The organism is Actinoallomurus liliacearum, from assembly GCF_039542035.1.
GTDB classification, from domain to species: domain Bacteria; phylum Actinomycetota; class Actinomycetes; order Streptosporangiales; family Streptosporangiaceae; genus Actinoallomurus; species Actinoallomurus liliacearum.
This window is the reverse complement of record NZ_BAABHJ010000008.1, coordinates 70877-96891: the sequence shown is the minus strand read 5'-3', so window position 1 is coordinate 96891 and position 26015 is coordinate 70877. Positions and strand designations below refer to the sequence as shown.

The window sequence follows — 26015 nt, the reverse complement described above, 5'->3', positions numbered from 1 at the left end:
TCGGCGCTCATGCGGCCGGATCGGCGGCCGGGATCACCAGGGGACGGTTCGGCCGAAGCGGTCGAGGTACCGCAGGCCGGGAGTTCCTTTCTGGGAGAGCATGACGTCGACCAGGGCGGGGATGGTCTCCTCGATGGTGAAGGGGGCGTCGGGTCCGCCGAGGTCCGTGCGGACCCATCCGGGCGCCATGACCAGCATCGTGCGCGATGGCTCGGGCTGCCGGGCCGCGAAGCTTCGCATGAACATGTTCAGCGCCGCCTTGCTGCCGCGGTAGACCTCCCGCATTCCGGTCTCGTTGTTGCTGATGCTGCCCTGCCCGGACGACATCGCACCGATGACGCCGGTGGCCGGGACCAGGTCCTGGAGTGACTCGATGACGCGCATCGGGCTGAGCGCGTTCGTGAGCATGACGCTCATGAACTCTTCGGTCGTCACGTCCCCGATCCTGATGTGCTCGTCGGCCGTGGTGATTCCGGCGTTGACGAACAGGATGTCGAGCGCCCTGCCCGCCAGGCGGTCGCGCAGGGCCGCGATCTGCGCAGGCTCGTTGACATCCAGGGTTTCGATCTCCACCCGGCCGGTGGCGGTCTCGGCCAGATCATGGAGCTTGGTTCGCGTACCGGGCCGGACCGTGCCGATGACGTTCCAGCCCCTCTTGAGGAATTCCTCCGCCATGGCGTGCCCCAGCCCGCGTCCGGCCCCCACGATCAAGATCGTGGGGGCGGCTCGGGACGAATCAGGAGTAGACATGGCCGCGACGTTAGGATTTAGAGCGTGCTCGAAGTCAAGAGGAAGCCGGCGTCCGCGCCAGGCCGGGGTCTCGGTGCCGTGCCCGCCGGCGGCGTGACCATCGCCGAGGCCGCCCGTCGCACCGGGGTCAGCGTGCACACCCTCCGGTATTACGAGCGCGCCGGCCTGGTCGTCAGTCCCGTCGACCGCACGAGCGGCGGCCGTCGCCGGTACCGGGAGCTCGACCTGAAGTGGATCGTGATCTGCACGAAGCTGCGTGCCACCGGCATGCCGATCAGGGGCATCCGCCGGTACGCCGAACTGGTCGCGGCCGGTCCGGGCAACGAGGCGGAACGGCTGGCCCTCCTGGAGGCCCATCGCGCCGACGTGCTCGCCAAGCTCGTGGAGATCCAGGAGAACCTGAAGCTCATCGACCACAAGATCGACACCTATCGGGGAAGCCTCGCCGCCGGTGATGCCGATCGCCTCTGGGCGCCTGTCGGCACGGCCACCTCGGAAGCCTCGCCGACACCCCCGAAATAACGGCGTAGGGGCAGCCCCGCCTGGCACCGATCGGGTCGTAGAGGCCGGAGTCCGGAGGACCGTGGGCGAGTGCTCCCGGTATGTGCGGGTGGCGGATGAGAACCCGTAGGTCGGCAGGCGGTTCACCGCTGGGCCGATGTCGGCCAAGGTCTTTACGTGACCAGTCAATCACATATAGTAACTAAGCGTTGATGAGCAGCATCCCAGCGGAGAAAGCTCGGCCATCACTCAGCAAGGACGTATCGCCATGCCTCTCCCCCTCTCAAGACGGGTAGGTACCGTAAGGGCGAAGATCGGAGGTGGCGGCCCCGTGGCGACAGTCCGGGACGTAGCGGCGTACATCCTGCAGAAGCGTGGCCCCATGACCGCGATGAAGCTGCAGAAGCTCTGCTATTACGCGTACGGCTACCACCTGGCGTGGGAAGAACGCCCTTTGTTCCCCGAGCGGTTCCAGGCATGGGCGAACGGGCCCGTCTCCCCGGACCTGTACAAGTGTCATCGCGGCCGGTTCCAACTTGACGACGGCGACATCGCCGGCGATCCGGACGCTCTCGACGATGGAGAGCGCGAGTCGATCGACCTGGTCCTGCAAGGTCTCGGCGACTACACCGCGCACCAGTTGTCGACGATGACGCACCGCGAGGCGCCCTGGGTGGAGGCGCGTGCCCGCGCCGACGTGCAGCCGCTGCAGCGCAGCACCGAGGAACTGCGCGACGACGAGATCCTCGAGTTCTTCGACGCGCTGACCGCGGCCGGCGACGATGGCCAAGCGGAAGCCTAAGAAGCAGGTCTTCGCTCCGGACATCAAGACGAAGGAAGTCCCGACGCGATCGGTGCTTCCTGGGGCGGAGACCTCGGACAGCCGGATCTGCTGGAGGTTCTGTCATGTCGACCATGACGGGCCCTGGGGGTTCGAGAAGGTCGACCCGCAGACGCTGCGTTGGTTGATGGAACGACTCTCGTCGGTGGAGTCGATGACGATCAACCAACTTTTCCACTCCGGCGGCTACCCCGGTGCCGACTATGACGTTGCGAGTATTCCGAACGCCGTGGCGCTCGGCCGTCTGGAGGAGATCGGCCTGTCGGACATGACGAAGATCCATCGGTTACGGTTCACCGGCACAGCGCGCCTGTACGGCTTCCTCATCGACCACGTGTTCCATGTCGTCTGGTGGGATCCGAATCATGAGGTGTGGCCGAGCAAGCTCAAGCACACCTAGCCAGGGCGAGGCCGATACCGACGGCCGCCACCCCGGGCGCCCGGTCAGCGGCTGGATCCGTGCCTTCTTTCTACCGACCCTAACCGCATGCCGCTGACCAGCGCCTTCTCCCGGCGGGCCGGACCCGCGGGGAGAGCATCAGAGGCGGACCCGTTCCGACCCGGCTGGACGTGGTCCTGGGTTCTTGAGCGCGCGATGCGGGCCCGACCGTCACCGACCTGCGGTACGGGAGGGTCGGGCCCGCGAATCGTTCAGGATGCGGTGCAGGTGGGGGTGAGGGAGGAGGCGGCGCCGGTGGCGGTGAAGCCGACCTGGGCGGAGGCTCCCGGTGCGAGCGTGCCGTTCCAGGACAGGTTGGTGACGGTGGCGGTGGATCCGCTGGTGGTGAGCGTGCCGTTCCAGAGCTGGCCGATCGAGACGCCGCCCGGCAGCGAGAAGGTCAGTTTCCAGCCGTTGATCGCCGAGGTTCCGGCGGTGACGGAGATCTGACCTTGGAAGCCGCCCTGCCAGGAGCTCATGGTCTGGTAGGTCGCCGTGCAGGTGCGGCCACCCGGTGGCGGGGTGGGGGTCGGCGTGGGGGTGGGCGTCGGCGTCGGCCCGGGCGGGTTGGGGGCCGTACTGGCGAGGTTGTAGGCGAGGTCGGGGACGAAGCTTCCGGCCGTGTACTGGCAGCCGTCGGCTTCGCCCGGCGGTTTCACCCACAGGTAGCCGTCGACGTTCTGGTCGCCGGTGTCGAGGGTCGGGTAGGCGCCGATGCGGTGGTCGGTGTTGTCATCGCCGCACCAGTCGCCTTGCCCGCCGACGGCACCGCCGTTACGGCTGGTGTCGATGATCTGGCGTTTGCCGGATATTCCTTGGGACTGCAGGTAGGAGATGATCGACCGGCCGTACGCCGCCTCGTTCGACAGCGGCTGGAAATTCGACACGTTGGTGAAGAAGCCATCGGCGTACTGGACGCCTGCGGCCTTGAGGCGGCCGCCCTGCTCGGTGGCGGAGTTCCAGGCCGAATGACCGCCGTCGAGATACACCTTGGCGTTCGGGTCGGCCCTTTTGATCGTCTGTACCGCCTGGGCGATCGCCTGGTCGCGGGCCGTGATGTCGGAGCCGCTCAGGCAGCTCTGCAGGGCGAGCGCGTCGGTCTCCAGGATCACGATGACCGTCCGGCCGCCCACTCCCTGAGCGAAGTTCGAGATCCACTGCTGGTACTGGGTGTAGTCGGGGGCGCCACCGGCGCTCGCGCCGCCGCAGTCGCGGTTGGGGATCTCGTACACCGAGAGCACGGGGATCTGGTTCGCGGAGTTCGCGGCGTCGACCACGCCGGAGACCTCGGAGGTCACCGTGCCCGGATTGAACGCCGACAGCCAGTGGGCTTGCGGCTGGCTGGCGATCCTGTCGCGGATGACGGGGGTGCGCGCGTCGTTGGGGTTGGCCGCGACCCAGCGGACGACCTGCGTGCTCGGGTCGCGATAGAGGGTGCCGGACAGCGTGCCGGCCCGGGCGTCGCCGGTGACCAGACCGGCCGTCACGGCCGCGCAGGCGACGGCCGTCGTGGCGATGGCCGCTCTCCAGCGGCCGCCACGCCAAGGGTGAACGCGCATGACCCGTCCTTTCCGCAGCGGACTTCGGTGTGCTACCGCGTCGATGAACCGGAGGGGCGGAGGATCCCCGAGGTGCATGTCCCGGTCATCGTGTTGACGGCGGCCGTGAGGGTCAATCGAGTCGGCTGACGGGCCGGAGTCCGCGCAGGTCAGCGCGTACGAGGTTCGTGAAGCTTTCACAACCGACGAACCTCAGGCACCTGGTGCTCGGGCGAAGGCCATGAGGTGTGAGCTGGCGGGGATGAGAGCCGGGTCGGACTCGGCGATCCGCGCCGCCACGAGGGCGGACGCCACGAGTGGTGAGCCGGTCAGCGAGGTCCCCGTGTGCACCGCGATCCCCTTGAGCACGGTCCAGGTCGGCCCCTCGACTCCGTAGACCCGAACGTCCGTGAAACCGGCCTCGGCCACCTCCGTCTGCAACTCGGGCACGCTGTGGAAGTAGGCGGTGGTGAATCCGTGCTCCCTGCTGTGCCGGCCGGAGGCGAGGACTTCCTGTATGACCGGGGTCGTGGCCGGTGTGAGGCGGCCGGCCGCCGCCAGGTCGATGAGCTCCGCGTGCCTGCTGATCGCCGCCACCGCCAAGGGCGCGCCGGGGCGCAGGACCCGCCGCGCCTCACGAAGAGCCTGGACCCGGTCCGCACGCTCCTGCAGGTGATAGAGCGGGCCGAGCAGGAGAACGGCGTCGTAGGACTCGTCTTCGGCGCTGAGGGCGCGGGCGTCGCCGAGTTCGGTCGTGCAGTCGCACGCGGTCCGGGCCTCGCACAGATGCCGCTCCACCGGGTCCACGAGGTGAACCTCGTAGCCGTCGGCGGCCAGCCAGCGTGCGTGCGTTCCCGGGCCGCCGCCGACGTCGAGCACCGACGCGGGGGGCGGAGGCAACCGCCTCCGGAGGAGTTCCTGCGTTCGGAGCAACTCCAGCTCGCCGTAGCCCGTGGAGGACAGCCGCGCGGCTTCGTCGAAGGTCGACGAGTAGAAGTCGATGATCTCTGATCCGACCTGGTGTCCCTTCATCGTCGGATTGTGCGGGCTCTCGGTGGCCGTCCGCATGCGATTTTTCCGTCGCTCTGTTGTCCAGGCCTCTCCCGCACTTCACGAGCAGGGCCGATCGCTGCGACCGACGGCGGCTCCGTTGCCGCCGACGCGGTGACGGCGTCGGCGGCCGGGACGGGCGCTCAGGAATCGGCGGGCTGCGGTGGGACGGTGTAGGCGGCCGTCGTCCGGTCGGCCGCGGCGCGGGCCCAGGTCTCGTCGGCGCCGGTGGCGATGTTCGCCTCGTACCAGCTCTCGCTGCTGAGCGTCATGAACCGTCGGCCCTCCTCGGACCCGGCCCAGGCCATGGCCTGCTCCGGAGCGATGGCCTCGGGATCGGCGGCGAGATGTCCGGCCAGGCCCAGCAGGGCTCCGTCCCAGCCGACTCCCACCGCCCCCGGTCCGAACTGGTCCCAGTGGTCGTCGACGTGCGCGATGTGCTCGAGTTCGAAGCGGGTGCTGTCCTCGGACTCGGCGGTCAGCCGCACCTCGATCCAGCTGACCTGCCCCGCGAACTCCCACGTCGCCGCGAACGCCTTCGGCGGGTCGCAGTGCTCGATCGTGCCGCCGGCGTTTCCTTCGAGCTGGTACCGGCCGCCGAGGCGAAGATCGCCCGAGACGGGGAGGAACCACCGGGGGATGCGCTCGGGGTCGGTACAGGCGTCCCACACGTCCTCGATCGGGGCGGCGTAGGTCTGGCTGATGGTAACGGTGCGCGCCTCGCCCGCCTCCATCATCCGGCTGCCGACCTTCCGGCGGACCGAGTTGATCTGGTGAGTGACGTCGATCATGGGTTCCCTTCTTCCAGGTCGGGCTCGGCCTCGGTCCGGCGGCGGCGCTCGCGCCTGCCGCGGGCGAGTTCCGTCGCCAGTGCGTCGAGGGGCGGTGTCCAGAAGCGCCGGAACCGGTCGAGCCAGGCGTCGACCTCCTGGAGGGGGTCGGAGTTGACCGCGTAGAGGCGCCGGGCGCCGTCCGGGCGCACCGTGGCGAAGCCGGAGTCGCGCAGCACCTTGAGGTGCTGGGAGACCGCCGGCTGGGAGATGCCGAACTCCTCGCGGACCACGGAGCAGACCGCGCCGGACGTCATCTCCCCTTCGGCGAGCAGCTCGAGGATCCTGCGGCGAACGGGATCCCCGAGCACATCGAACGCGTGCACGCCGGCGAAGATATCAGCATCGGCTTATATAAGTCCAGATCGATAGCTAGGCTCGGCTGCGCGCCTCCGCGACGGCGCGGACGGCGAACTCGCGATTGGCTCGTGTCTGCTTCCGGAAGGGGTCGGGAAGGTCGGGCATGGCCAGCAGCCGGTCGCAGGCCTCCAGCGAGCCCCGGAGGTCGCCGGCCCAGTACGCGGCGATGGAGTACTCGAACAGCAGTCCCCAGGTGTAGACCCACGGCTGGACGAACAGCCAGTCGTCCGGCTCGCGCCGGTTCAGGCCGGCGCGGGCGAACGCGTACGCGGCCTGGTTGCGGCCCATCTCCCGGAGGCGCGACGCCAGCTCGTAACACGCCTCCAGCCGTTGCGGCCGGTACTCCCACGCCCGCGTCAGGGTGTCCATGGCTCCGGGCCAGTCGCCGCTCTCGGCCCGGAGGATCCCGGCCTGGAGCAGGGAGTAGTAGACCTCCTCCGGCCAGTCGCCCATCCCCGCCCGCCGGTCGTAGAGCTCGAGCGCCTCCCGCGCGTCGCCCATGTCGCGCATGGTCTGCGCGAGATAGAAGACCGCGCGGGAATTGCCGGGATCGCGGTCGAGCTCCGCGCGGAGCAGGCGCGCGTCGCGCTCGAACTTGTCGCCGCGCGAACCGCCGTCGGCGAAATGGTCGATGATGAGGGCGTCGAGGTTGACGGCGCGGTCCCGATCGTCGGTGGTCAGGTATTCATGGGTAGAGCCCACATAGCGCCACTTGATGTCGCCCTTGACGAGTCGCTTGATGCGGTACTCCAGGTCGCCGGAATGGCGCAACATGTAGGAATCGGCGGTCAGTTCCGGAAGGTCGCCGTCTCGCTCTACGACCATGTCGGCGTCGATGAGGAGGATGTAGTCGGCCTTGCCGAACGCGTGCTGGATGTTCAGCGTGCGATTGTGTCCGAAGTCGACCCAGTCCTCCTGGAGTAGCTCGCCGGGGACCCCTTCGAGCGTCTTCCGGATGAGCTCCTGCGTCCCGTCGGTCGACCCGGTGTCGGAGATGACCCAGTAGTCGACGAGGTCGTGTACGGAGCGAAGGCAGCGCTCGATGACCTTCGCCTCGTCTTTCACGATCATGCACAGGCATATCGACTGCTTCTTATGGCTTGTCGTCCTTTGGCCGTTCGACGCCGTGGCCTGGTGCATTCTGCCCCCTAACGCGACAATCTCCGTCGAATGTCGGGGGGCTTACTATGCTCCGAGGATATCTCCCGTCGCGATCAACAGTCGATGTAGCCGAAGCCAGGTTTCGGGTGCATGAGAAAGTCGTGGTGGGAGATGTTCCAGGCGTACGCTCCGGCGAGGGAGAATGCCACGACGTCGCCGATGGCGAGGCGGTCGACCGGCACCTGCCGGGCGAACACGTCCTTCGGCGTGCACAACTGCCCGACCAGCGTCACCGGACCGCTCGCCACCGGACCGCCGCCCGCCGGCAGGACCGTGAACGGCTGGTCATGGCCCTTCGTCACCGGGGTGCGCAGGTGATGGGTGCCGCCGCGCAGCACGGCGTACCACTCGCCGTGCGACCGCTTCAGGTCGAGCACGTCCGTGACATACCACCCGCAGTAGGCGGTCAGCGCGCGGCCGGGTTCGATCCGCAGCGTCTCATCCGGGTACCGCAGGGACTCCAGTCCCGCGCCGTACGCCGCCCAGTCGAAGCGGGCGCCCGGGTCGCGGTAGTCGACGGCCATGCCGCCGCCGAGGTTGATCTCCTTCGGCCCGTCCATCCAGGTCCGCGCCCAGCCGAGGACCTGGGCGGCGACCTGCAGCAGCGGCTCGGCCGCCAGCCCGGAGGCCAGGTGGGCGTGCAGGCCGCGCAGCCGCAGCCAGGGCGTCCGCTCGAGGAGGTCCAGGCAGACGCCCAGGGCCTCGGGGTCCATGCCGAACGGGCCGCTCATCCGCAGGGCGGCCCCGCTGATCGCGACCGGCAGGTTGACGCGCAGCAGCACGTCCGTCTCGCGGCGCAGCGCGGCGAGGCGGCGAAGCTCGTGCGGGCTCTCCACGTGCAGCCGGTCGACCGGCGGGCGGCCACCGGTGGCCGACGCGAGTTCCTCGTCCGTCTTGCCCGGCCCGCCGAACGCCAGCCGGGCCCCGGGCAGGGCCGTGCGCACGTGGGCGAGCTCGCCGCCGGAGGACACCTCGACGCCGTCGACGTACGGGCCCAGCGCGGCGAGCAGGCGCGGGTCGGGGTTGGCCTTCGCCGCGTAGAAGACCTCTACGGGGGTCGCGGCCCGGACCGCCGCGGCGTGGGCGCGGAGTCCGTTCAGGTCGTAGACGTAGGCGGGCAGCCGCGTCGACAGCGCGCGTTCCCGCACCGTCTCGGGCAACGGCGCCGACACGGCGGGTTCCCGCTCCATCTCGGGTGGCGGTGTCGGCAGGGCGGGCTTCCGTTCCCCCTCGGGAGGCCGGCCGGTCACGCGAGGCTCTCGGCGAGCGGGTTCGGCACCGGGACGTAGGTCGCCTGCCGGTCGGCGTCACGGGCCCACCGGGTGCGCAGGTTCGCCTTCGCCGGCAGCGGTACCCCGGCCAGCAGCGCGCGCAGCCGCGCGGCGCCGTCCGTGTCCGCCGGTGTGTCGTCGGCGCAGCGGGTCACGTGCCGCCGGACGACCCGCCACAGCGCGGGTTCCAGTGACGGCTGCCGGTCGGCGAGGGCGGCGGCGACCTCGGCGAGGTGGTTGACGAACAGGCAGTAGACGACGCGGTTCCACCCGTGCTCGGGCTCGTAGGTGAGGGCCCGCGCGACCGGCTCGGGCAGCTCCGCCAGGAACGATTTCCACGGCCCGGGCAGCAGCTTGGTGCCCTCCAGGTCGCGGAACACCGCGCGGACCGGCGTGCCGTCGCCGTCGACCGCGACGAGGACGTTCTGCAGGTGCGGTTCGAGGACGACGCCGTGCCGCAGGTAGGCGTGCAGGACCGGCGGCACCACGTGCCCCACGTAGGCGTCCCACCAGGCCAGCACCCGGTCCGGCGCGGGATCGTCGCCGAGGAGCCGGGACACGGCCGCCGGGCTGTCGCCGTCCGGATCGGCGATGGCCGCGGCCAGCAGGGGAGTGCCCGGCAGGCCCCGGACGCCGTCCCGGACGATCACACCGAGCCCCTCCCGCAGCCGCGTGCCGCCGACGGACACCGTCCGGTAGCCGGGCTCGGTGAGCAGCTCGCAGGCCAGGCCGTCGAACACGGGTCGCAGCGCCCGCGTCAGCGCCACCGCGCCGGACAGTTCGTACCAGGCGTTCTTGCGCACGCAGTTGGTGATGCGGACGTCGAGGCTGAACTTCAGGAAGGCGTCCGGCACGTACACGGTGCGGACCGAGGAGGTCGGCACCGCCTCCGGGCCGTACGGTCCCAGGTCGACGATCGCGTCGGACTCCGGCCGGAGCAGGGCGAGCTGCCACGGATGCGCGGGCAGGACACGGTACCCGGCGCGGACCGGCGGGCCGAGCCGGTCCAGGAGGGATGCGTCGCCCTCCTCGACGACCGCGTCCGTGCGGACGGCCAGCCAGCGCAGCGGGAAGCGGGCCCCGAGCTCCGGGGCGTACGCGGGCCAGTCGGCGCCCTGCCGGGCCTTGGGGGAGGGGTGGAACCGGTGCCCGGCGAGCAGCGACTGCTCGGACGACAGGAACGGGTCGGCGTCGCGCGGCGTGCGTCGCCGGCCGAACAGCTCCATGGCGTCGCGGCTGGCCGTCACCTGCGCGGTGAACTCCGGGTTCGGTGTTCCCGTCGTCAGCTCCAGCTCGCCGGCGATCAGGTCGGTGATCCGCCGCCAGTCGACGGCCACCCAGCCGTCGCGGCGTTCCTCGATCGGCCCGGCCAGCCGGGGGCTCATCAGCGGCGGGCGGCGCAGGACGGCGCGCAGCGTGACGCCGACCCGCGGCAACCGGACCATGAGGTGTCCGTCGCCGACTCGCACCTGGTGCTCCGGGGCGCACAGCTCGCGCACCGCGCAGTTCAGCAGGGCGAGGGCCGTGGCCGCGTCCGGGTCGACCCGCCCTCCGACGGAGGGCGCGGCCGGGGCGAGGGATGTCACGTGGTCGACCTCTTGAGGTAGTTGGGCCCGGGCGGGCCGTAGTGCTTGTTGATGTCCTGGGCGCCGGTACGGTCCTTGCCGACGAGTGTCCCGGCGGTGACCATGGCCTTCACGGGCAGCCGGTCCGCGTCGAGGGTGCGCGCCCGCAGGAACCCGTCGTCGTACGCGTCGAGCGCGGCGGCGAGCCGGTCACGGACGAGGCCCAGCCCCGTGTCCAGGGCGAGGAGCCCACGCTCGGCGAGTCCGAAGGCGAGCGCTCCCGCGCACAGGTGCACCGTGATCGTGATGAACACGCGGGCGAGCGCCTCCGGGTCGGTCGTGAGGAGTCGCTGGTCGGCGAACTCCGCCGGGTCCGGCGCCCGGCCCAGCGCACGGGCGAGCCGGCCGAGGTCGATGAGCGCCCCGTCGTTGTCCTTGATCATCAGGTGCGGCGGGTCGCAGGGCACGATCGAGACGTTCTGCTGGTGGGCCTCCAGCGCGATGCCGTACCGCGCCGCGAGCAGGACGTTCCAGTCGAACAGCACGGCGAGGTACGCCCCGAAGAACTCCGCGACATCGTCGGTCAGCTCCTCGATGACGTACGGCCCGTCCGGCGTCCGGGCGAGGAGCGCCGCGACCGGGACGCCCTCGGCGGGCAGCCGCCGCACGAGGTATCCGCGCAGCGGGTCGTCCGCGTGGCCGTACGTCTGCTCGTCGGCGAGCAGCACCGGTGCACGCTCCCGCTCGACGACCGCGCGCAGCACGCGTTCGACGAGCGCGCCGTCGGAGAGCGTGCCGGGCGTGATCACCCTGCGGTTGCGCAGGCCGAGCGTGCTGGTCGGCAGTGGGAGCTTCAGGTGCTCGCGGGCGTCGATCGCGACCGTGCGCATCGACAGCGTCGGCCGTACGGTCACGGCCGGGCCCGGCACGGTGGGGACCAGCCGGGCGGTCAGTGGATGCACCGGGAACACGTCGTGTCCCGCGGGCAGCCCGAGGTCGCGGGGCTCGGGCCACCAGCCGGGACGATCACCGTGGCGGTGGGAGCCGGGAACGGCGGTCCACGCCAGCCGGAAGGACGGCCCGAACTCCGGCGCGTACGCCAGCAGGTCGCGTTCGTCCAGGCCGAGGCGGCACCGCGCGGTCGGGTACACCGGGTGGTCCACGGCGGCGGCGAGGGCGTCGTACCGGGTCGTTCCGGCCGGCCGCGGGCGCACCGCCTCGAACAGGCGCAGCGCCCGTAGCGTCTCCCGGCACTCGCGGTCGAACGCCGCGACGTCGTCGCGCGGGTCGGCCAGCGCCCGTACGACGCCCAGCACCTCGTCCAGCCCGACGGCGTCGGCCACGACGCGCTCGGCGAGAAACCCGGGATAGCGCCCCCAACCGCCGTCGTGCGCGGCGAGCGCGACGACCCGGCCGCCGGGCAGGGTCAGCCGGTCGCCGTCGACCCGGCGGGACAGCCCGCCGTAGTCCTCGCGCAGCAGGGCGTCCAGCACCCGCAGGGCGAGATACCCCTCCTCCAGCCGCGGGACGGCGAGCGCCGGCGCGCCGGTCACGGTGCGATCTCCCAGCGGTGCCGCGCGCGGAACCGCCGGATGGCGGCGTCGACGCGGGCCGCGTCCGGCCCGACCGCGCGGATCGTGCCGAGGTAGTCGCGGTTCGTCCGGCTCAGCGCGATCACGTCCCCGCAAGAGCGCACCGGCCAGTAGGCGACCCGGACGCCGTCGTCCGTCTCCTCCCGGCGCTCCGGCGCGGCGGTCAGCGTGCCGGACCGATCCGCGATCACCGAGTCGACCGCCGCGTGTCCCGTGACGGGCGGCGGCTCGGGCACCGGCTCGCCCAGATGGGCGCGGAGCACCCACGCGAAGAGCGGGACGCCGAGCAGTTCGGCGAGCAGGAAGTCGCAGTGGTCGCCGATCATCCGGTAGTTCACCTCGACGATCCGTGCCCGGCCCTCGTGCACGACGTACTCGGTGTGGCAGGCGCCGAACCCGACCCCGAGCCGCCGCAGCGCGTCCAGGATCTGGTCGGCGCAGGGCGGTGGCGCCCAGTCGAGGCGTTCCTCGATGAAGTGCGGCGGCGGCGAGAGCGTCGTGCGGAACGAGCCGACGACGTGGCCGTTCAGCGTCTCGAGGGTGTGCAGGTCGCCGGGGAGGTACTCCTCCACGACGAGGGCGCCCGGGCGCCGGAGCCAGATCTCGCGGCAGCGCGCGGTGAGTTCGGCCGCGTCCCGTACGAGGAAGACGTCCTCGCTGGCGACGCCCTCGCGCGGCTTGACGACCAGCGGGTACGGGGCGTCCGCGAGCGCGGGCGACTCCTGGCCGGGCCGGAGCTCGACCGCGAAGACCCCGCCCAGCGCGCGGCGCATCAGCGCCTTGTTCTTGGCCCGCAGCGCGGCCCGCCAGTCCTTGCCCGGCAGCCCGAAGTACTCCGCGGCCAGGGCGGTGGGCGCCTGCAGGTGGTCACTGTTGGAGAAGATCGCCGCGGGCGCCGCACGCCGGGAGACCTCGTCGATGATCGCCCGGAAGTCGGTGACGTCGCACTGGACCGTCTCCTCCGGCCACGCCCGGTCGGTGAGCAGGGTCACGTCGAGGCCGAGCGAGGCGGCCGCGGGCAGGAAGCCGTGGGCCACGGAGTCGGTCCGCTTGCCCGCGACGATGTAGAGCCGCACGAGTCTCCCAGAGGGCTAGGTTAGGCTTACCTAAGTTGCCGGGGTGACCATAGTGGCGTGGACGGCCGCCGGACGCAACCACTCGTGTCGACGTGTGTCGGCTTCGTGGTCAGCGGCGGTCCCGCCCACCCTCGGTGGACGCGTGTCGTACGCTCGGCTGTCGATGACTCCTGTGCTGCGTGTAGAAGACGTGCGCTTCGTCCGGGATCGCCGGGCGTTGCTCGACGACGTGTCGCTCACCGTCCACGAGGGCGAGCACTGGGCGCTGCTCGGCGCGAACGGCGCCGGGAAGTCCACGCTGCTCAGCCTCGTCGGCGCGTACCAGCACCCGACGAGCGGACAGGTGGAGATCCTCGGTCACCGGCTCGGCCGGGTGGACGTCCGCGAGCTGCGCGCCTGGATCGGCCATGTCAACCCGCACCACCCGCTGCGGTCCGGCCGCACGGTGCACGAGGTCGTGCTCACCGGCGCGACCGGCTCCATCGAGCTGGTCCCGCACTGGAAGCCCACGCCGGAGGAGCTCGACCACGCCGAGGAGCTGATCGACCTGCTCGGGCTGAACCACCGCCGCGACAGCCGGTGGCCCACCCTCTCCCACGGCGAGCGCGGGCGCACGCTGATCGCCCGCGCCCTGATGCCCCGGCCGCGTCTGCTCCTGCTCGACGAGCCGGCCACCGGCCTGGACGTCGCGGCCCGCGAGCAACTGCTGAGCGCCATCGACCAGCTCCGCCGCGCGCAGCCGTCGCTGACCAGCGTGCTCGTCACGCACCACCTGGAGGAGCTGCCCGCCAGCACCACCCACGCGATCCTGCTCCGCCAGGGCAAGGTCCTGGCCTCCGGCGCCGCGGACGACGTGCTGACCACCGACCTGATCAGCGGGTGCTTCGACCACCCCATCACCATTGAGAAGACCGGCGGGCGCTGGACCGCGAGGGCGGTGTGATGGATCTGCTGTCCCGGTGGCCCGGCCCGGAGGTCCTCGGCGCCGAGCTGATCCGCCGCTACGAGGAGCCGCACCGCCGCTACCACGACGCCGGGCACCTCGCCGACGTCCTCGACCGGATCGACGAGCTGGCCGGCGAGGCCGACGACGTGGCCGCGGTGCGCCTGGCGGCGTGGTTCCACGACGCGGTGTACCAGCCGCTGCGCACCGACAACGAGGAGCGCAGCGCCGTCCTCGCCGAGCGGATGCTCGCCGACACCGACCTGCCGCCCGAGACGGTCGCGGAGGTCGCCCGGCTGGTCCGGATGACCGCGGCGCACGACCCGGCCCCGGGGGACCGCGACGCCGCCGTCCTGAACGACGCCGACCTGGCGATCCTCGCCGCCGACCCGGAGCGCTACGCCGCGTACGCCGCCGCCGTCCGCGAGGAGTACGCCGCGGTCCCGGACGAGGCGTTCCGGCACGGCCGCGCCGACGTGCTGCGGGCCCTGCTCGACGCCCCGGCCCTGTTCCGCACGGCCCCGGGTCGCGAGCGATGGGAGACCGCCGCCCGCCACAACCTCGAAACCGAACTCATGCTCCTGCGCCACCCTTGAACGTCGACGAACCGGCCGGCACGTGACACCCGGCATCGGCCGTCGTCGACAAACCGGATACCAATGCACGTCTTGTGTTCTCAGCGTCGTCTAAAGGGCGGTTCCAACCCTTCCAACTCGCCGTCTTATAGCGTTCGCAGGCACAGAACTGGGATGCTGGCATGGAGCTAGGCGCAACCGGTGCGGGAGGGAGTGGACCATGGCGTACTCGACTCGTATGGCTGCTGCTCTCTCCGGGGCGACCGTCGGGCAACTGCGTACATGGCGGCAGGACCGCGGCAACGGGCCCATCCTGCGTCCCGAGCTGGCAGCGAAGCCGGCCCTGTACTCATTCCGTGATGTGCTGGCGCTGCGTGCGTTCGCGCATCTGCGTCAGGACGTGTCACTCCAAAAGATCCGCAAGGCTCTGGCCAATCTGAAAAAGATCGGTGAGGTCGACCACCTGTCCGGCTACTCCCTGGTCGCCGACGACGACTCGATCGTCCTCGTGGGCGACGACGACCACGCCACCGATCTCGTCAAGCGTCCCGGACAGCGAGTGATCGCCACTATGGCCGACATCCTCCAGGAATTCGCTCCCCGGGCCGGTGTGGTGGTCCCGCACCTTCTGCATCCCAAGCAGCACGTCAGCGTCGACCCCGAGACCCAGGGCGGACAGCCGGTCATCACCGGTACCCGGGTCCCTTTCGACGCTGTCGCTGAGCTCATGGAGGACGGCATCCCTCCGGAGAAGATCGCCGACTACTACCCCGGCGTCACCGCGGATGCCGCTCGTGACGCCGCCTCCTTCGCGCTCTACGTTGACAGCTACGGCACCGGAACGCGCTCTGCGTGATGCGGATACTCGTCGACGAGAACGTCCCTGTACAGATGCTGGAAACGCTCAGGTGGTTACTGCCCGAGCACACTGTTCGGCACGTCAGTGAGATCAAGTGGGCGGGCAAGAAGGATCTTGCGCTCCTTCCTGATGCGGCGAGGAAGGGCTTCGACGCCTTCCTTACCAGGGACGCGCGTCAACTGGAGGATCCGTCAGAGACGGATGCCATCAAGAAGTCCGGGATGCACCACATCCGGTTCGGTCAAGGACAGAGAGGCATGGCAGGGCTGGGCCTGTCGATGGGCGCGGTGATCGCCGCCATGCCGCTGATAGTCGGTGAACTCGACGAGACGGACAACCAGCGACTGGTCCACATCAAGGGCCTTAATCCGGGGAGCAAGCACCGATACGACCTGGTCAACCCCTCCGAGTCCCCGCCGCGGTACTGGCCCCGATGAGCGGCACGCCGTCGCGGGGCGCGCAGTCGGTCGGCGCACGGGTGCGGCTCCTCGGTCGGGCCTAAGCGCCGGCTCTGCCGTTGACCCCGGAGCGGGGCGCGGTGTGGGTGCGGCGGCCGGGGGGTCGGAGTGCCCATGACAGGACGATCAGCACGGTGAAGACGGTGAGCGGTGCCAGTTCGCCGAGGTCATGGCCGGTGGTCAGGTGGGACACGGCGGCCCCGGTATAGACGAAGAAGGCGCCGGCGTACGCCCATTCCTTGAGCAGGGCCCGGCGCGGGATGAGCAGGACGACCGCGTTCGGGCGGCCCGCACCTGCCTGCGGCTCAGGCCGTAGTGCGTGATCTCCCGGCTACGCCCGGCCTCCGACCCCACGGGAGCGCACGGTTCAGACCGCCTGGTCGGAACGGGATCGCTTGCGGCGGCGCAGGCCCGCGGCGGTGAGGCGGGCGACCAGTTCCTGGGAGCCGACGGGCGTCGCGCCGTGGGCGATCGCCGCGTCGTAGAACTCCTCCGGCACGTCGTAGTGGTCGCGGTCGAACGCCCGCCGCGGCGCGCCCAGCGATTCGGCGAACGCGTGCAGCTCCTCGTACGAGGCGTCACTGACCAGATGCGACCAGAGCCGACCACGGGCGGGCCACAGGGGGCGATCGATGAGGATGGTCACCGGACTAGAGTGCCAGAGGACCATTTCCCGGTGAGAAGGCTGCTCATGGACGTACGCGACTACATCGATGCCAACGCGAGCGGGTTCTTCGACGCGCTGAAGGAGTGGCTGACGATCCCGTCGATCTCCGGCGATCCGGAGCGGCGCGACGACGTACGGCGCTCCGCCGAATGGCTCGCCGCGCACCTGCGCGACACCGGGTTCCCGACCGTGGAGATCTGGGAGACCGACGGCCTCCCCGCGGTGTTCGCCGAGTGGCCGGCCGAGGACCCGGCCGCGCCGAAGGTGGTCGTGTACGGGCACCATGACGTCCAGCCGGTCGAGCCGCTCGAGGAGTGGGAGACGGCGCCGTTCGTCCCGTTCGAGAAGGGCGAGCGGCTCATCGGCCGCGGCGCGTCCGACGACAAGGGCCAGGTGTTCTTCCACACCCTCGGGCTGAAGGCGAACCTCGCGGCGAGCGGCCGCACCGCCCCGCCGGTCACGGTCAAGATGCTGATCGAGGGCGAGGAGGAGTCCGGCTCGCCGCACTTCGCCGACCTGCTGCGCGCCAACAAAGACCGCCTGGCCTGCGACGCGATCGTCATCAGCGACACGACGATGTGGGCCGCCGACGTGCCGTCGATGTGCACCGGCATGCGGGGCCTCACCGAGGCGGAGGTCTCGCTGTACGGCCCGGCGCTCGACCTGCACTCCGGCTCGTTCGGCGGCGCGGTGCCCAACCCGTTGCACGCCATGTCCGCGCTGCTCGCCGGTCTGCACGACGAGCGGGGCCGCGTCACCCTCGACGGCTTCTACGACGGGATCGTCGAGCTGACCGAGGAGGAGCGGGCGCTGTTCGCCAAGCTGCCGTTCGACGAGGGGAAGTGGCTCGAGACGGCGGGCGAGAGCGGCGCCGCGTACGGCGAGGAGGGCTTCACCACCCTGGAGCGGGTGTGGGCCCGTCCGACCGCGGAGATCAATGGGATGTGGGGCGGCCACACCGGTCCCGGCGGCAAGACCATCGTGCCGCGCGAGGCGCACGCGAAGCTGTCGTTCCGGCTCGTCGCCGGGCAGGACCCGGTCCAGGTGCAGGAGGCGTTCCGCTCGTACGTCGCCGCGCACACGCCGCCGGGCGTCCGCGCGGAGGTCCGCATCCCCGGCCCCGGCGTCCGGCCGTGCTTCTCGCCGATCGACTCGCCGGGCGTGCTGGCGGCCAAGCGGGCGATGGAGAAGGCGTTCGGCACCGAGATCCTGTTCACTCGGGAGGGCGGCAGCGGCCCGGAGGCGGACCTCGCCGACATCCTGGCGGCGCCGCTCGTGTTCGTGGCGGTCGGACTGGACGAGGACCAGATCCACGCGCCGAACGAGAAGGTCGAGATGCCGCTGCTGCTCAAGGGCGCGGAGGCGGCCGCGTACCTCTGGGACGAGTTCGCCGCCGGTCTGTAGAGAGGGCTTGTTTTGACGGAGACCTACGAGGCGCTGGACTGGCTGGCGCTCTCCCGCGGCACGCTCGACCGGATGGGGGAGCGCCGTCGCGACGAGGCATGGCTGGCCGCGGCCTGGGACGACCCGCGCACCCGTGTCCTGGTGGTGGAGCAGGGCAAGGCGCTGGTGCGGCCCGGCCCCGCCCTCGTCCTGCTGGGCCGCGAGGAGACTCCCGAGGGCGAGCGCTACCTGCTCGGCGCGGATGAGGACGGCGTCGCCTACTTCGCGGTGTCGGCTCCGCTGCCCGCCGTCGAGGGCACGGAGCCGGCCGACCTGCGAAAGGTGGGCGCCGCGCTGAGCGACCGGGACGCCGGGCTGCTCACCCAGGCCGTCGGCCTGCAGAACTGGCACGGGACGCACACCCACTGCCCGCGCTGCGGGGCCCTGACGACCCTCGCGTCCGCGGGCCACACCCGGATCTGCACGGTGGACGGTTCGGAGCACTTCCCGCGTACGGACCCGGCCGTGATCATGCTGGTGCAGGACGGCGAGCGGATCCTGCTGGCCAGTGGGTTCCGGTGGCCGGAGAACCGCGTGTCGATCCTCGCCGGTTTCGTCGAGCCGGGGGAGTCCCTGGAGCAGGCGGTCGCCCGTGAGGTGTGGGAGGAGGTCGGCGTCACGGTGCGCGACTGCCATTACCTCGGCAGCCAGCCCTGGCCGCTGCCGCGCAGCCTCATGCTCGGCTTCTTCGCGACGGCCGACCCCGGGCAGGAGCCCCGCGTGGACGGTGAGGAGATCCGCGGCGCCCGCTGGTACACCCGCGAGGAGCTGAAGGCCGCCACAGAGGCGGAGGAGATCTTCCTCCCGGGCCGGGTCTCGATCGCCCGTCAGCTCATCGAACGCTGGTACGGCGGCAGCCTCCCCGGCGACTGGTGACGCCCGCCGCCCCCGGCGTCGGTGCCGCGTGTGCGTCGGCAGATGATTCGCCGCTTTCCACGTAGGACCTTCTTGTGACGAGCCCCTTGTTCACGCTCACCGAGCGGGTGGCGCCCTGGGTCATATTCGCCCCGCGGGACGACCGGTTCCTGACTGATCAACTGGCCGTCCTGCGGGAGCGGGACGGGCTTGTCGTCCATCTGCCCGCGCGGGAATTGATGGAGCCGGAAAGGCTGTTCCGAGCGTTCGCGCACAGGCTCGGCTTCCCGAGTTACCACGGCCACAACTGGGACGCCCTCGTCGACTGCCTGGCCGATCTCCACGGCCCATCACATGGGCGTACCGCCGTCGCGGTGATGGTCGACGACGCCGACGTGCTGCTGGACGCGAGTCATCTGCCCACGCTGGTATCCGTTCTAGGGCAGGCGGCGGAGCGCGCCAACCTGCAATTGGGCGCGGACGGCGAACCCACCGGAATTTCCCCGATCGCCCAGCATTTCGTCTTCTCTCTCACCTCGACGCGGGCTCGTGACTTCCTGGACGGACTCGAGGGCCCCGAGCAAGAGGTGGAAGTAGCGGATCCTTATCTGCTGTTCACCTTGGACATGTGGTAGCCGAACGGCATGGATGCCGTCCCACACCCGCCCGGTGGTCGGAGTGCCACGGCACTCCGACCACCGGGCCGGCTCTCAGGTCAGGCTGCGCATCTCGTCCATGGAGAAGCAGCGCAGCGTCTCGGAAACGACGTAGCCCCGGCCGGCGATGAACACGGCGAACCTGGCGGCGACCTCCTCGTCGGGTGTTTCGATGAGCCCGACCTGGTCGTACTCCCCCATCGTGAGGTAGAAGCCCAGGACCCTGCCGCCCATCTCCTCGAGGTGCTTGGTGACCTCGGTGACCCGGTCCGGCAGCGTCGCCGCCTCCCGCCGCCCGAGGTCCGTCCACTTCGAAAGCAACATGTACGTGGCCATGACGATCCCCCGATCGATGCCCTCTTAGGGTCACATTCCCGCAGCTCACGCCATCAATTCAGCGTCCGGCCCCCCTCCGGGGCCGTCTTTTCGGCGATCCGGAGAAGCCCGTTTGACCCCTTGACGCGGCCACCCATGTGGGCGTAAACAAATGGAAACGCAGACGAAACGGCGGTGAACCAACACGTGATCGTCACGCTGACGCTCAACCCGAGCCTGGACCGCACGATCGAGGTGGACCGCCTCGCCCAGGGCACGGTGATCCGTGCGACCTCCGCGCGGCTCGACCCGGGCGGCAAGGGGGTGAACGTCTCCCGCGCGCTGCTGGCCAACGACGTGCCGACGGCCGCGGTGGTGACGGTCGGCGGGGCGGACGGCGACCAGCTCGTCCACCTGTTGGAGGCCGACGGGATACGCCTGGGTGCCGTGCGGGTCGCGGGCCGCACTCGCTCCAACATCACGGTCGTCGAACCCGACGGCCTGGTCACGAAGTTCAACGAGCCGGGCGAACCCCTGTCTCGTAAGGAACTCGACGCGGTCGCCGACCGGGTTCTCGCCGAGGTCGAGGGCGCGAGCTGGGTCGTGACCTGCGGCAGCCTGCCGCCGGGCGTGCCGACCGACATCTACGCCCGGTTGTGTGAGTTCTTCACCGCCGCCGGCATCCGGGTCGCCGTGGACACGAGCGGTCCGGCGCTCCCGGCCGCCGTCGAGGCCGGTCCGGACCTCGTGAAACCCAACCGCGAGGAGCTGGCCGAGGCCGTCGGACGTCCGGTCGACAGCGTCGGCGACGTCATCGAGGCGGCGGAGGAACTGCGGGACCGCGGCGCCCGGACCGTGCTCGCGAGCCTCGGCGCGGACGGCGCCGTGCTGGTCGAAGAGGAGGGAGTCACGATCGGCGAGGCGCCGGTCGCCGAGCCGCGGAGCACCGTGGGCGCGGGCGACGCGCTGCTCGCCGGATTCCTGGCGGGCGGAGCACGGGGGGCTCCGGCACTTGCCGAAGGGCTGGCATGGGGGGCCGCCGCGGTCGGCCTGCCCGCCAGCCGGATGCCACGGCCGGAGGACATCCGGCGCGACATCGTCCGCATCCACACGCGACCGGACCTCGGCCGGTCGCTCATCGCCTAGACCACGTCACGCAGATAACTAGGAGGCCCTGATGGCCACTGCGTACACCCCCACCGTCACCGGAAGCGGCGTCAAGGCCCAGATTCAGCGCCTGGGCGGGCACCTGGCCGGCATGGTGATGCCGAACATCGGGGCCTTCATCGCCTGGGGCCTGATCACCGCGCTGTTCATTCCGACCGGCTGGCTGCCCGACAAGCAGTTCGCGGCCCTGGTAGACCCGATCATCACGCTGCTGCTCCCGGTGCTCATCGGCTACACCGGCGGGCGGATGGTGCACGGCCAGCGCGGCGCCGTGGTGGGCGCGGTCGCGACCGTCGGCGTCGTCGTCGGCGCCAAGATCCCGATGTTCCTCGGCGCGATGATCCTCGGCCCGCTCGCGGCGTACGTCCTGAAGAAGGTCGACGAGTTCACCGCCGAGCGGACCAGGGCCGGCTTCGAGATGCTGGTGGACAACTTCACCGCCGGGATCGTCGGCGGCGCCGCGGCCCTGTTCGGGGTCTGGGGCGTCGCCCCCGTGGTGCGCAACGTCACCACCGTGGCCGGCCACGGTGTGGAGTGGCTGATCCACCACCACCTGCTGCCCTTGGCGTCCGTGCTGATCGAGCCCGCGAAGGTGCTGTTCCTCAACAACGCCGTCAACCACGGCGTGCTCGGCCCGCTCGGAGTCGCGGAGGCGACCGAACACGGCAAGTCGATCCTGTTCATGCTGGAGTCCAACCCCGGACCCGGCCTGGGCGTGCTCGTCGCCTACCTGCTGTTCGGCCCGAAGACGCTGCGGCCCAGCGTGCCCGCCGCGATCATCATCCAGTTCCTCGGCGGGATCCACGAGATCTACTTCCCGTACATCCTGATGAAGCCGCGGATGATCCTCGCCTCGATCGCCGGCGGCGCCGCGGGCATCGGGACGTTCATGGTCACCGGCGCGGGCCTCGTCGCCACGCCGTCGCCGGGCAGCATCTTCGCGTACGCGGCCGAGACCCCGAAGGGCGCCGGCTCCTGGTTCGGCGTCTTCGGGGGCGTGCTGGTCGCCGCGGGAGTGTCGTTCGCCGTCGGCTCGGCGCTCCTGGGCTTCGGCCGCTTCGCCGAGGCGGAGGCCGAGGCCGAAGCGGAAGCCGAGGCCGGATCCGGGGCCGCGGCCGCGGCCACGGAAGACGTGCCGCAGGAGACGGCGCGGCCCACCACCCACCCCGAACCCCAGGGAGCATGACCGAGATGAACGGCAAGGACGTCAAGAAGCTGGTCGTGGCCTGCGACGCGGGCATGGGCAGCAGCGTCATGCTCGCGAGCCAGCTCCGCCGCGAGCTGAAGAAGCACTCGGTCGAGGTGGAGCACACCCCGGTCAACTCCATCCCCGCCGACGCCGACGTCGTGGTCTGTCACGCCGGCCTCGGCGCGCGGGCGAAGGCCGGCGCCCCGGACAAGCCGATCGTCACGTTCCAGGTGTTCATCGGCGACCCCGCGGTGACCCGCCTGGTAAAGGCGATCAAGGACGGGAGCGAGATCAGTGCCTGACCTGCTCGACCGCGCGGCCGTACGCCTCGACGCGGTGGCGGCCGACCGCGACGACGCGATCCGCCAGTGCGGGCGGACGCTGCTCGACGTGGGCGCCGTCGACGCCACGTACGTCGAGGCCATGGTCGAACGCGAGCGTTCGATCTCGACGTACGTCGGCGAGGGCGTGGCCATCCCGCACGGCACGCTCGCCGGCAAGGACGCCGTACGCCACGACGCGCTGTGCGTCCTGCGCTTCCCCGGCGGGGTCGACTGGGACGGCAACCACGTCGTCCTGTGCGTCGGCATCGCCGCGAAGGGCGACGGGCACGTCCGGCTGCTGTCCGAGCTCGCCCAGATCCTGCTCGACCCGGACAAGGCACGAGCCCTCCGGGAGACCACCGATGTCGATGAGGTGCTCCGGCTGCTGCAGCCGGACGCAGAGGAGGTTACGCAGTGAAGGTCGCCCGTTTCCACGCGCCCGGGGACATCCGCCTGGAAGAGGCGCCCGAGCCGACGCCGGGCCCTGGAGATGTCAAGATCCGGGTGCGCAACTGCTCGACCTGCGGCACCGACGTCAAGATCTACAAGCACGGCCACCACCACATCCGGCCGCCCCGCGTCATGGGGCACGAGATCGCCGGTGAGGTCGTCGAGGTCGGCGACGGCGTGACCGACTGGGCGCCGGGCGACCGGGTGCAGGTGATCGCCGCGATCCCGTGCGGGCAGTGCGAGGAGTGCCGCCGGGGTCGCCGCACCGTGTGCCCGAACCAGGAGTCGATGGGCTACCACTACGACGGCGGGTTCGCCGAGTACACGATCGTGCCCGCCAAGGTGCTCGCCGTCGACGGCCTGAACCGCATCCCCGACGGCGTCGGCTTCGCCGAGGCGTCGGTCGCCGAGCCGCTCGCCTGCGTGCTCAACGGCCAGGAGCTCGCCCGCGTCGGCGAGGGCGACGACGTGGTCGTCATCGGCGCGGGGCCGATCGGCTGCCTGCACGTACGGCTGGCCCGGTCCCGTGGGGCCGCGCGGGTCTTCCTGGTCGATCTCAACGCCGAACGGCTGGCCATGTCGGCCGAGCGCGTGCACCCCGACGCCGCGCTCACCGGCACGGACGTCGTGGACCAGGTGCTGAAGCTGACGAACGGCCGGGGCGCCGACGTCATCATCACCGCCGCCGCGTCCGGCGCCGCGCAGGAGGCGGCGCTGCAGATGGCCGCGCGCCAGGGGCGGATCAGCTTCTTCGGCGGGCTGCCCAAGGACAACCCGGTCATCTCCTGCGACTCGAACCTCGTGCACTACCGGGAGCTGACGATCGTGGGCGCCAACGGGTCCAGCCCGGCCCACAACGCCCGCGCCCTGGATCTCATCGCCTCGGGCGCGGTGCCCGTCGCCGATCTGATCACCCATCACCTGCCGCTGGCCGACGTCCTCGAAGGCATCGACATCGTGTCCCGCGGCATCGCGATCAAGGTCACCATCGAGCCCTGACGAGGGAGTGGACATGCCGACACGTACCGTGGCCGTCGCCGCACGCTCCGGCCTGCACGCGAGGCCCGCGGCCCTGTTCGTCAAGGCCGCCGCCGACCAGGAGGTGCCCGTGCGCATCCGCGTCGGGGACGGCCGGGCCGTGCCCGCCGCGAGCATGCTCGCGGTGCTGTCCCTCGGCGCCGGGCACGGCACCGAGGTCACCCTCGAGGCCGACGGGCCGGGAGCCGAGGCCGCCCTCGACGCCCTGGCCGCCCTGCTCGCCCGCGACCTGGACGCCGAGGAAGCGGCCGATGCCTGACCTCGACGCCCCGCCGCGCACCCTCAGCGGCATCGGGGTCGGTCCCGGCCTGGCCGCCGGGCCGGCGGCGCGGATGGCACCCCCGCCCGCGCTGCCGGAACCGCGCCCCGTCGCCGATCCGGAGCGTGAGCTCGCCGAGGCCGTACGGGCCCTGGAGGCCACCGAGGCCGACCTGCAGGCCCGCGCCGACGCGGCTCACGGTGAGGCGCGGGACATCCTGTCCGCCCAGGCGATGATCGCCGCCGACCCCACGCTGCGCGAGGGGGTCGCGGAGCGGATACGGAGCGGGGAGGACGCCGCGCACGCCCTGCGGTCCACGTTCGACCGGCATCGCGAGCTGCTCGCCGCCCTCGGCGGGTACCTCGGCGAACGCGCGGCCGACCTGGACGACATCGCGAACCGGGCGATCGCCGCGGCGCTCGGCCGGCCGATGCCGGGCTTGCCGTCCCCGGGGCATCCGTTCGTCCTGGTCGCCGACGACCTGGCGCCCGCCGACACGGTCGGCCTCGACACGGGCACCGTCCTCGCCCTGGTCACTGAGCGCGGCGGACCGACCAGCCACACCGCGATCCTCGCGCGTGCGCTGGGCCTGCCCGCCGTGGTGGGCTGCGCCGGGATCCTCGACGTCCCGGACGGCACGGAGGTGGCCGTGGACGGCACGAGCGGTCAGGTCCGCGCGGGCGTCGGCGCGGACGAGGCCGCCGACGTGCGCGCGCGGGCGGCCGAGGACCGCACCCGGCTCGCCGCCGGGCGCGGTCCCGGACGGACCGCGGACGGCCACCCCGTCGACCTCATGGTCAACATCGGGTCCGCGGCAGACCTGCGGGGAGTGGACCTCGACGGGGTCGCCGGAGTGGGACTGTTCCGCACCGAGTTCCTCTTCCTGGACCGCAAGGACGCGCCCGGCCTGGACGAGCAGGTCGTCGCGTACGCCGAGGCGTTCGGCCACTTCCCCGAGGGCACCGTCGTCGTACGGACGCTCGACGCCGGCGCCGACAAGCCGCTGCCGTTCCTCGGCCTCCCGGAGGAGCCGAACCCGGCGCTCGGCGTGCGCGGCCTGCGGGTCGCCCGGGACCAACCCGAGATCCTCGACACCCAGCTCGAGGCCATCGCGCGGGCCGCCGAGCGGACGACCGCGGACGTATGGGTCATGGCGCCCATGGTCTCGACGCCCGTGGAGGCGGCCGAGTTCGTCGAGCGGGCCCGTGCGTACGGCCTGCGCACGGCGGGCGTGATGGTCGAGGTGCCGGCCGCGGCGCTGCGGGCGGAGCGCCTCCTCCAGGTCGCCGACTTCCTCAGCATCGGGACGAACGACCTCAGCCAGTACACCCTCGCCGCCGACCGGCAGTCGGGCGCCATGGCCGACCTGCTCGACCCGTGGCAACCCGCGCTGCTGCGGCTCATCGCGGCCTGCGCGGACGCGGGCCGGCGCAGCGGCAGACCCGTCGGGGTGTGCGGCGAGGCCGCCGCCGATCCGGCCCTGGCGCCGGTTCTGGTGGGCCTGGGCGTGACGAAGCTGTCGATGAGCGCGCGCAGCGTGCCCGCCGTGCGCGCCCGCCTCGCCGCGTACGAGCACGCCCGGTGCGAGGAACTGGCCCGTCGCGTGCTCGACGCCGACGACGCCGCCGCGGCCAGGGCCGCCGTGCTGTCCTCCTGATCCGACCGGAAGAATGCCCCCGCCGCTGGCGGGGGCATTCTTTTTGTGTCCGGTCGACATTTATTAGGGCGGCTTAAATTTCCGGTTCGGAAGTGCGTCCCTCAAATAGCGTTATGCGCATCTTAAGGTGCAGCTAAAGCGATCTCCTCGCGCGCTGGTTATAAAGGATGTGTCAGCGAAAATCATC

30 protein-coding genes are annotated in these 26015 nt (G+C 71.2%); 17 read left to right on the top strand and 13 right to left on the bottom strand.

What is annotated here, in order from left to right:
* Positions 1-33: 33 nt before the first annotated feature.
* Complete coding sequence (locus ABD978_RS15165) at positions 34-750, bottom strand: SDR family NAD(P)-dependent oxidoreductase (protein WP_345353993.1); 717 nt, start codon at positions 748-750, stop codon at positions 34-36.
* Between the two features lie 24 nt (positions 751-774).
* On the opposite strand from ABD978_RS15165, the gene ABD978_RS15160 reads away from it, so the two are divergent.
* The 3 genes from ABD978_RS15160 to ABD978_RS15150 all read left to right on the top strand — a co-directional run bounded on the left by ABD978_RS15160 (position 775) and on the right by ABD978_RS15150 (position 2492).
* The gene (locus ABD978_RS15160; RefSeq protein WP_345353992.1) at positions 775-1272 is read left to right on the top strand and encodes a MerR family transcriptional regulator; all 498 of its coding nucleotides are present in this window, start codon (positions 775-777) and stop codon (positions 1270-1272) included.
* 310 nt (positions 1273-1582) lie between these two features.
* Complete coding sequence (locus ABD978_RS15155) at positions 1583-2053, top strand: Panacea domain-containing protein (protein ID WP_345353991.1); 471 nt, start codon at positions 1583-1585, stop codon at positions 2051-2053.
* Positions 2034-2492 carry a hypothetical protein gene (locus ABD978_RS15150; RefSeq protein WP_345353990.1) on the top strand — a complete coding sequence of 153 codons (459 nt, stop codon included), beginning with the start codon at positions 2034-2036 and terminating at the stop codon, positions 2490-2492. The genes ABD978_RS15155 and ABD978_RS15150 overlap by 20 nt, the downstream gene beginning before the upstream one ends.
* Before the next feature lie 251 nt (positions 2493-2743).
* Here ABD978_RS15150 and ABD978_RS15145 read toward each other — a convergent pair whose 3' ends face one another.
* The 9 genes from ABD978_RS15145 to ABD978_RS15105 form a co-directional block, all read right to left on the bottom strand.
* A complete protein-coding gene (locus tag ABD978_RS15145) occupies positions 2744-4090 on the bottom strand; it encodes a glycoside hydrolase family 6 protein (RefSeq protein WP_345353989.1) in 1347 nt (448 codons plus the stop codon).
* A gap of 192 nt (positions 4091-4282) precedes the next feature.
* Complete coding sequence (locus tag ABD978_RS15140; protein WP_345353988.1) at positions 4283-5137, bottom strand: class I SAM-dependent methyltransferase; 855 nt, start codon at positions 5135-5137, stop codon at positions 4283-4285.
* A 125-nt stretch (positions 5138-5262) separates the two neighbouring features.
* Positions 5263-5910 (bottom strand): SRPBCC family protein, encoded by a 648-nt coding sequence (locus ABD978_RS15135; protein ID WP_345353987.1) that lies wholly within the window; start codon positions 5908-5910, stop codon positions 5263-5265.
* On the bottom strand, positions 5907-6275 hold the full coding sequence (locus tag ABD978_RS15130) for an ArsR/SmtB family transcription factor (RefSeq protein WP_345353986.1): 369 nt from the start codon (positions 6273-6275) through the stop codon (positions 5907-5909). Before ABD978_RS15130 ends, ABD978_RS15135 begins: the two co-directional genes overlap by 4 nt.
* 46 nt (positions 6276-6321) lie before the next feature.
* Positions 6322-7380, bottom strand: a complete 1059-nt coding sequence (locus ABD978_RS15125; RefSeq protein WP_345353985.1) for a tetratricopeptide repeat-containing glycosyltransferase — start codon at positions 7378-7380, stop codon at positions 6322-6324.
* Positions 7381-7523: 143 nt separating this feature from the next.
* On the bottom strand, positions 7524-8660 hold the full coding sequence (locus tag ABD978_RS15120; RefSeq protein ID WP_345353984.1) for a type III PLP-dependent enzyme: 1137 nt from the start codon (positions 8658-8660) through the stop codon (positions 7524-7526).
* Between the two features lie 56 nt (positions 8661-8716).
* A complete protein-coding gene (locus ABD978_RS15115) occupies positions 8717-10327 on the bottom strand; it encodes an IucA/IucC family protein (RefSeq protein WP_345353983.1) in 1611 nt (536 codons plus the stop codon).
* Positions 10324-11859, bottom strand: coding sequence for an IucA/IucC family protein (locus ABD978_RS15110; RefSeq protein WP_345353982.1), 1536 nt, complete (start codon positions 11857-11859; stop codon positions 10324-10326). Before ABD978_RS15110 ends, ABD978_RS15115 begins: the two co-directional genes overlap by 4 nt.
* Complete coding sequence (locus ABD978_RS15105) at positions 11856-12974, bottom strand: siderophore biosynthesis protein (RefSeq protein WP_345353981.1); 1119 nt, start codon at positions 12972-12974, stop codon at positions 11856-11858. The genes ABD978_RS15110 and ABD978_RS15105 overlap by 4 nt, the downstream gene beginning before the upstream one ends.
* A gap of 163 nt (positions 12975-13137) precedes the next feature.
* Between ABD978_RS15105 and ABD978_RS15100 the strand changes: the two genes are divergently transcribed.
* The 4 genes from ABD978_RS15100 (at position 13138) to ABD978_RS15085 (ending at position 15788) form a co-directional block, all read left to right on the top strand.
* Positions 13138-13917 (top strand): ABC transporter ATP-binding protein, encoded by a 780-nt coding sequence (locus tag ABD978_RS15100; RefSeq protein ID WP_345353980.1) that lies wholly within the window; start codon positions 13138-13140, stop codon positions 13915-13917.
* Positions 13917-14513 carry an HD domain-containing protein gene (locus ABD978_RS15095; protein WP_345353979.1) on the top strand — a complete coding sequence of 199 codons (597 nt, stop codon included), beginning with the start codon at positions 13917-13919 and terminating at the stop codon, positions 14511-14513. The genes ABD978_RS15100 and ABD978_RS15095 overlap by 1 nt, the downstream gene beginning before the upstream one ends.
* A gap of 199 nt (positions 14514-14712) precedes the next feature.
* Positions 14713-15348: a DUF433 domain-containing protein gene (locus ABD978_RS15090; RefSeq protein WP_345353978.1), complete on the top strand. Its 636-nt coding sequence runs from the start codon at positions 14713-14715 to the stop codon at positions 15346-15348.
* Positions 15348-15788 carry a PIN-like domain-containing protein gene (locus ABD978_RS15085; protein ID WP_345353977.1) on the top strand — a complete coding sequence of 147 codons (441 nt, stop codon included), beginning with the start codon at positions 15348-15350 and terminating at the stop codon, positions 15786-15788. The genes ABD978_RS15090 and ABD978_RS15085 overlap by 1 nt, the downstream gene beginning before the upstream one ends.
* A 61-nt stretch (positions 15789-15849) precedes the next feature.
* Here the strand turns inward: ABD978_RS15085 and ABD978_RS15080 are convergent, their stop codons facing one another.
* Positions 15850-16077, bottom strand: a complete 228-nt coding sequence (locus ABD978_RS15080; RefSeq protein WP_345355892.1) for a hypothetical protein — start codon at positions 16075-16077, stop codon at positions 15850-15852.
* A gap of 99 nt (positions 16078-16176) precedes the next feature.
* Complete coding sequence (locus ABD978_RS15075) at positions 16177-16455, bottom strand: DUF4031 domain-containing protein (RefSeq protein ID WP_345353976.1); 279 nt, start codon at positions 16453-16455, stop codon at positions 16177-16179.
* Between the two features lie 45 nt (positions 16456-16500).
* Here ABD978_RS15075 and ABD978_RS15070 point away from each other — a divergent pair, with 45 nt between their 5' ends.
* From ABD978_RS15070 to ABD978_RS15060, 3 genes are all read left to right on the top strand, one after another.
* The gene (locus tag ABD978_RS15070; protein ID WP_345355889.1) at positions 16501-17880 is read left to right on the top strand and encodes a dipeptidase; all 1380 of its coding nucleotides are present in this window, start codon (positions 16501-16503) and stop codon (positions 17878-17880) included.
* 72 nt (positions 17881-17952) lie between these two features.
* Entirely contained in the window at positions 17953-18795 is an 843-nt protein-coding gene (nudC, locus tag ABD978_RS15065) for an NAD(+) diphosphatase (protein WP_345355886.1), read from the top strand.
* A gap of 86 nt (positions 18796-18881) precedes the next feature.
* Entirely contained in the window at positions 18882-19409 is a 528-nt protein-coding gene (locus ABD978_RS15060) for a barstar family protein (protein WP_345353975.1), read from the top strand.
* Positions 19410-19484: 75 nt separating this feature from the next.
* On the opposite strand, the gene ABD978_RS15055 is transcribed toward ABD978_RS15060, so the two are convergent.
* Positions 19485-19754, bottom strand: coding sequence for a GYD domain-containing protein (locus ABD978_RS15055; RefSeq protein WP_345353974.1), 270 nt, complete (start codon positions 19752-19754; stop codon positions 19485-19487).
* 186 nt (positions 19755-19940) lie between these two features.
* Between ABD978_RS15055 and pfkB the strand changes: the two genes are divergently transcribed.
* The 7 genes from pfkB to ptsP are packed head-to-tail and all read left to right on the top strand — an operon-like array spanning position 19941 to position 25828.
* Entirely contained in the window at positions 19941-20891 is a 951-nt protein-coding gene (gene pfkB, locus ABD978_RS15050) for a 1-phosphofructokinase (RefSeq protein WP_345353973.1), read from the top strand.
* A gap of 31 nt (positions 20892-20922) precedes the next feature.
* Entirely contained in the window at positions 20923-22098 is a 1176-nt protein-coding gene (gene mtlA, locus ABD978_RS15045) for a mannitol-specific PTS transporter subunit IIC (protein WP_345353972.1), read from the top strand.
* The gene (locus ABD978_RS15040; protein ID WP_345353971.1) at positions 22095-22403 is read left to right on the top strand and encodes a PTS sugar transporter subunit IIBC family protein; all 309 of its coding nucleotides are present in this window, start codon (positions 22095-22097) and stop codon (positions 22401-22403) included. The genes mtlA and ABD978_RS15040 overlap by 4 nt, the downstream gene beginning before the upstream one ends.
* Positions 22396-22842 (top strand): PTS mannitol transporter subunit IIA, encoded by a 447-nt coding sequence (locus ABD978_RS15035; RefSeq protein ID WP_345353970.1) that lies wholly within the window; start codon positions 22396-22398, stop codon positions 22840-22842. The genes ABD978_RS15040 and ABD978_RS15035 overlap by 8 nt, the downstream gene beginning before the upstream one ends.
* Entirely contained in the window at positions 22839-23873 is a 1035-nt protein-coding gene (locus ABD978_RS15030; protein WP_345353969.1) for a zinc-dependent dehydrogenase, read from the top strand. Before ABD978_RS15035 ends, ABD978_RS15030 begins: the two co-directional genes overlap by 4 nt.
* A 13-nt stretch (positions 23874-23886) precedes the next feature.
* Positions 23887-24171 carry an HPr family phosphocarrier protein gene (locus ABD978_RS15025; protein WP_345353968.1) on the top strand — a complete coding sequence of 95 codons (285 nt, stop codon included), beginning with the start codon at positions 23887-23889 and terminating at the stop codon, positions 24169-24171.
* Entirely contained in the window at positions 24164-25828 is a 1665-nt protein-coding gene (gene ptsP, locus ABD978_RS15020; protein ID WP_345353967.1) for a phosphoenolpyruvate--protein phosphotransferase, read from the top strand. The genes ABD978_RS15025 and ptsP overlap by 8 nt, the downstream gene beginning before the upstream one ends.
* The last annotated feature ends 187 nt before the right edge of the window (positions 25829-26015 follow it).

Excerpts from the sequence above, each read along its gene's own strand:
- ABD978_RS15165 (WP_345353993.1), bottom strand. The coding sequence starts at position 750 with ATGTCTACTCCTGATTCGTCCCGAGCCGCCCCCACGATCTTGATCGTG.
- ABD978_RS15150 (WP_345353990.1), top strand. The coding sequence starts at position 2,034 with ATGGCCAAGCGGAAGCCTAAGAAGCAGGTCTTCGCTCCGGACATCAAG.
- ABD978_RS15145 (WP_345353989.1), bottom strand. The coding sequence starts at position 4,090 with ATGCGCGTTCACCCTTGGCGTGGCGGCCGCTGGAGAGCGGCCATCGCC.
- ABD978_RS15140 (WP_345353988.1), bottom strand. The coding sequence starts at position 5,137 with ATGCGGACGGCCACCGAGAGCCCGCACAATCCGACGATGAAGGGACAC.
- ABD978_RS15135 (WP_345353987.1), bottom strand. The coding sequence starts at position 5,910 with ATGATCGACGTCACTCACCAGATCAACTCGGTCCGCCGGAAGGTCGGC.
- ABD978_RS15125 (WP_345353985.1), bottom strand. The coding sequence starts at position 7,380 with ATGATCGTGAAAGACGAGGCGAAGGTCATCGAGCGCTGCCTTCGCTCC.
- ABD978_RS15120 (WP_345353984.1), bottom strand. The coding sequence starts at position 8,660 with ATGGAGCGGGAACCCGCCGTGTCGGCGCCGTTGCCCGAGACGGTGCGG.
- ABD978_RS15100 (WP_345353980.1), top strand. The coding sequence starts at position 13,138 with ATGACTCCTGTGCTGCGTGTAGAAGACGTGCGCTTCGTCCGGGATCGC.
- ABD978_RS15095 (WP_345353979.1), top strand. The coding sequence starts at position 13,917 with ATGGATCTGCTGTCCCGGTGGCCCGGCCCGGAGGTCCTCGGCGCCGAG.
- ABD978_RS15090 (WP_345353978.1), top strand. The coding sequence starts at position 14,713 with ATGGCGTACTCGACTCGTATGGCTGCTGCTCTCTCCGGGGCGACCGTC.
- ABD978_RS15085 (WP_345353977.1), top strand. The coding sequence starts at position 15,348 with ATGCGGATACTCGTCGACGAGAACGTCCCTGTACAGATGCTGGAAACG.
- ABD978_RS15070 (WP_345355889.1), top strand. The coding sequence starts at position 16,501 with ATGGACGTACGCGACTACATCGATGCCAACGCGAGCGGGTTCTTCGAC.
- nudC (WP_345355886.1), top strand. The coding sequence starts at position 17,953 with ATGGGGGAGCGCCGTCGCGACGAGGCATGGCTGGCCGCGGCCTGGGAC.
- ABD978_RS15055 (WP_345353974.1), bottom strand. The coding sequence starts at position 19,754 with ATGTTGCTTTCGAAGTGGACGGACCTCGGGCGGCGGGAGGCGGCGACG.
- mtlA (WP_345353972.1), top strand. The coding sequence starts at position 20,923 with ATGGCCACTGCGTACACCCCCACCGTCACCGGAAGCGGCGTCAAGGCC.
- ABD978_RS15040 (WP_345353971.1), top strand. The coding sequence starts at position 22,095 with ATGACCGAGATGAACGGCAAGGACGTCAAGAAGCTGGTCGTGGCCTGC.
- ABD978_RS15025 (WP_345353968.1), top strand. The coding sequence starts at position 23,887 with ATGCCGACACGTACCGTGGCCGTCGCCGCACGCTCCGGCCTGCACGCG.
- ptsP (WP_345353967.1), top strand. The coding sequence starts at position 24,164 with ATGCCTGACCTCGACGCCCCGCCGCGCACCCTCAGCGGCATCGGGGTC.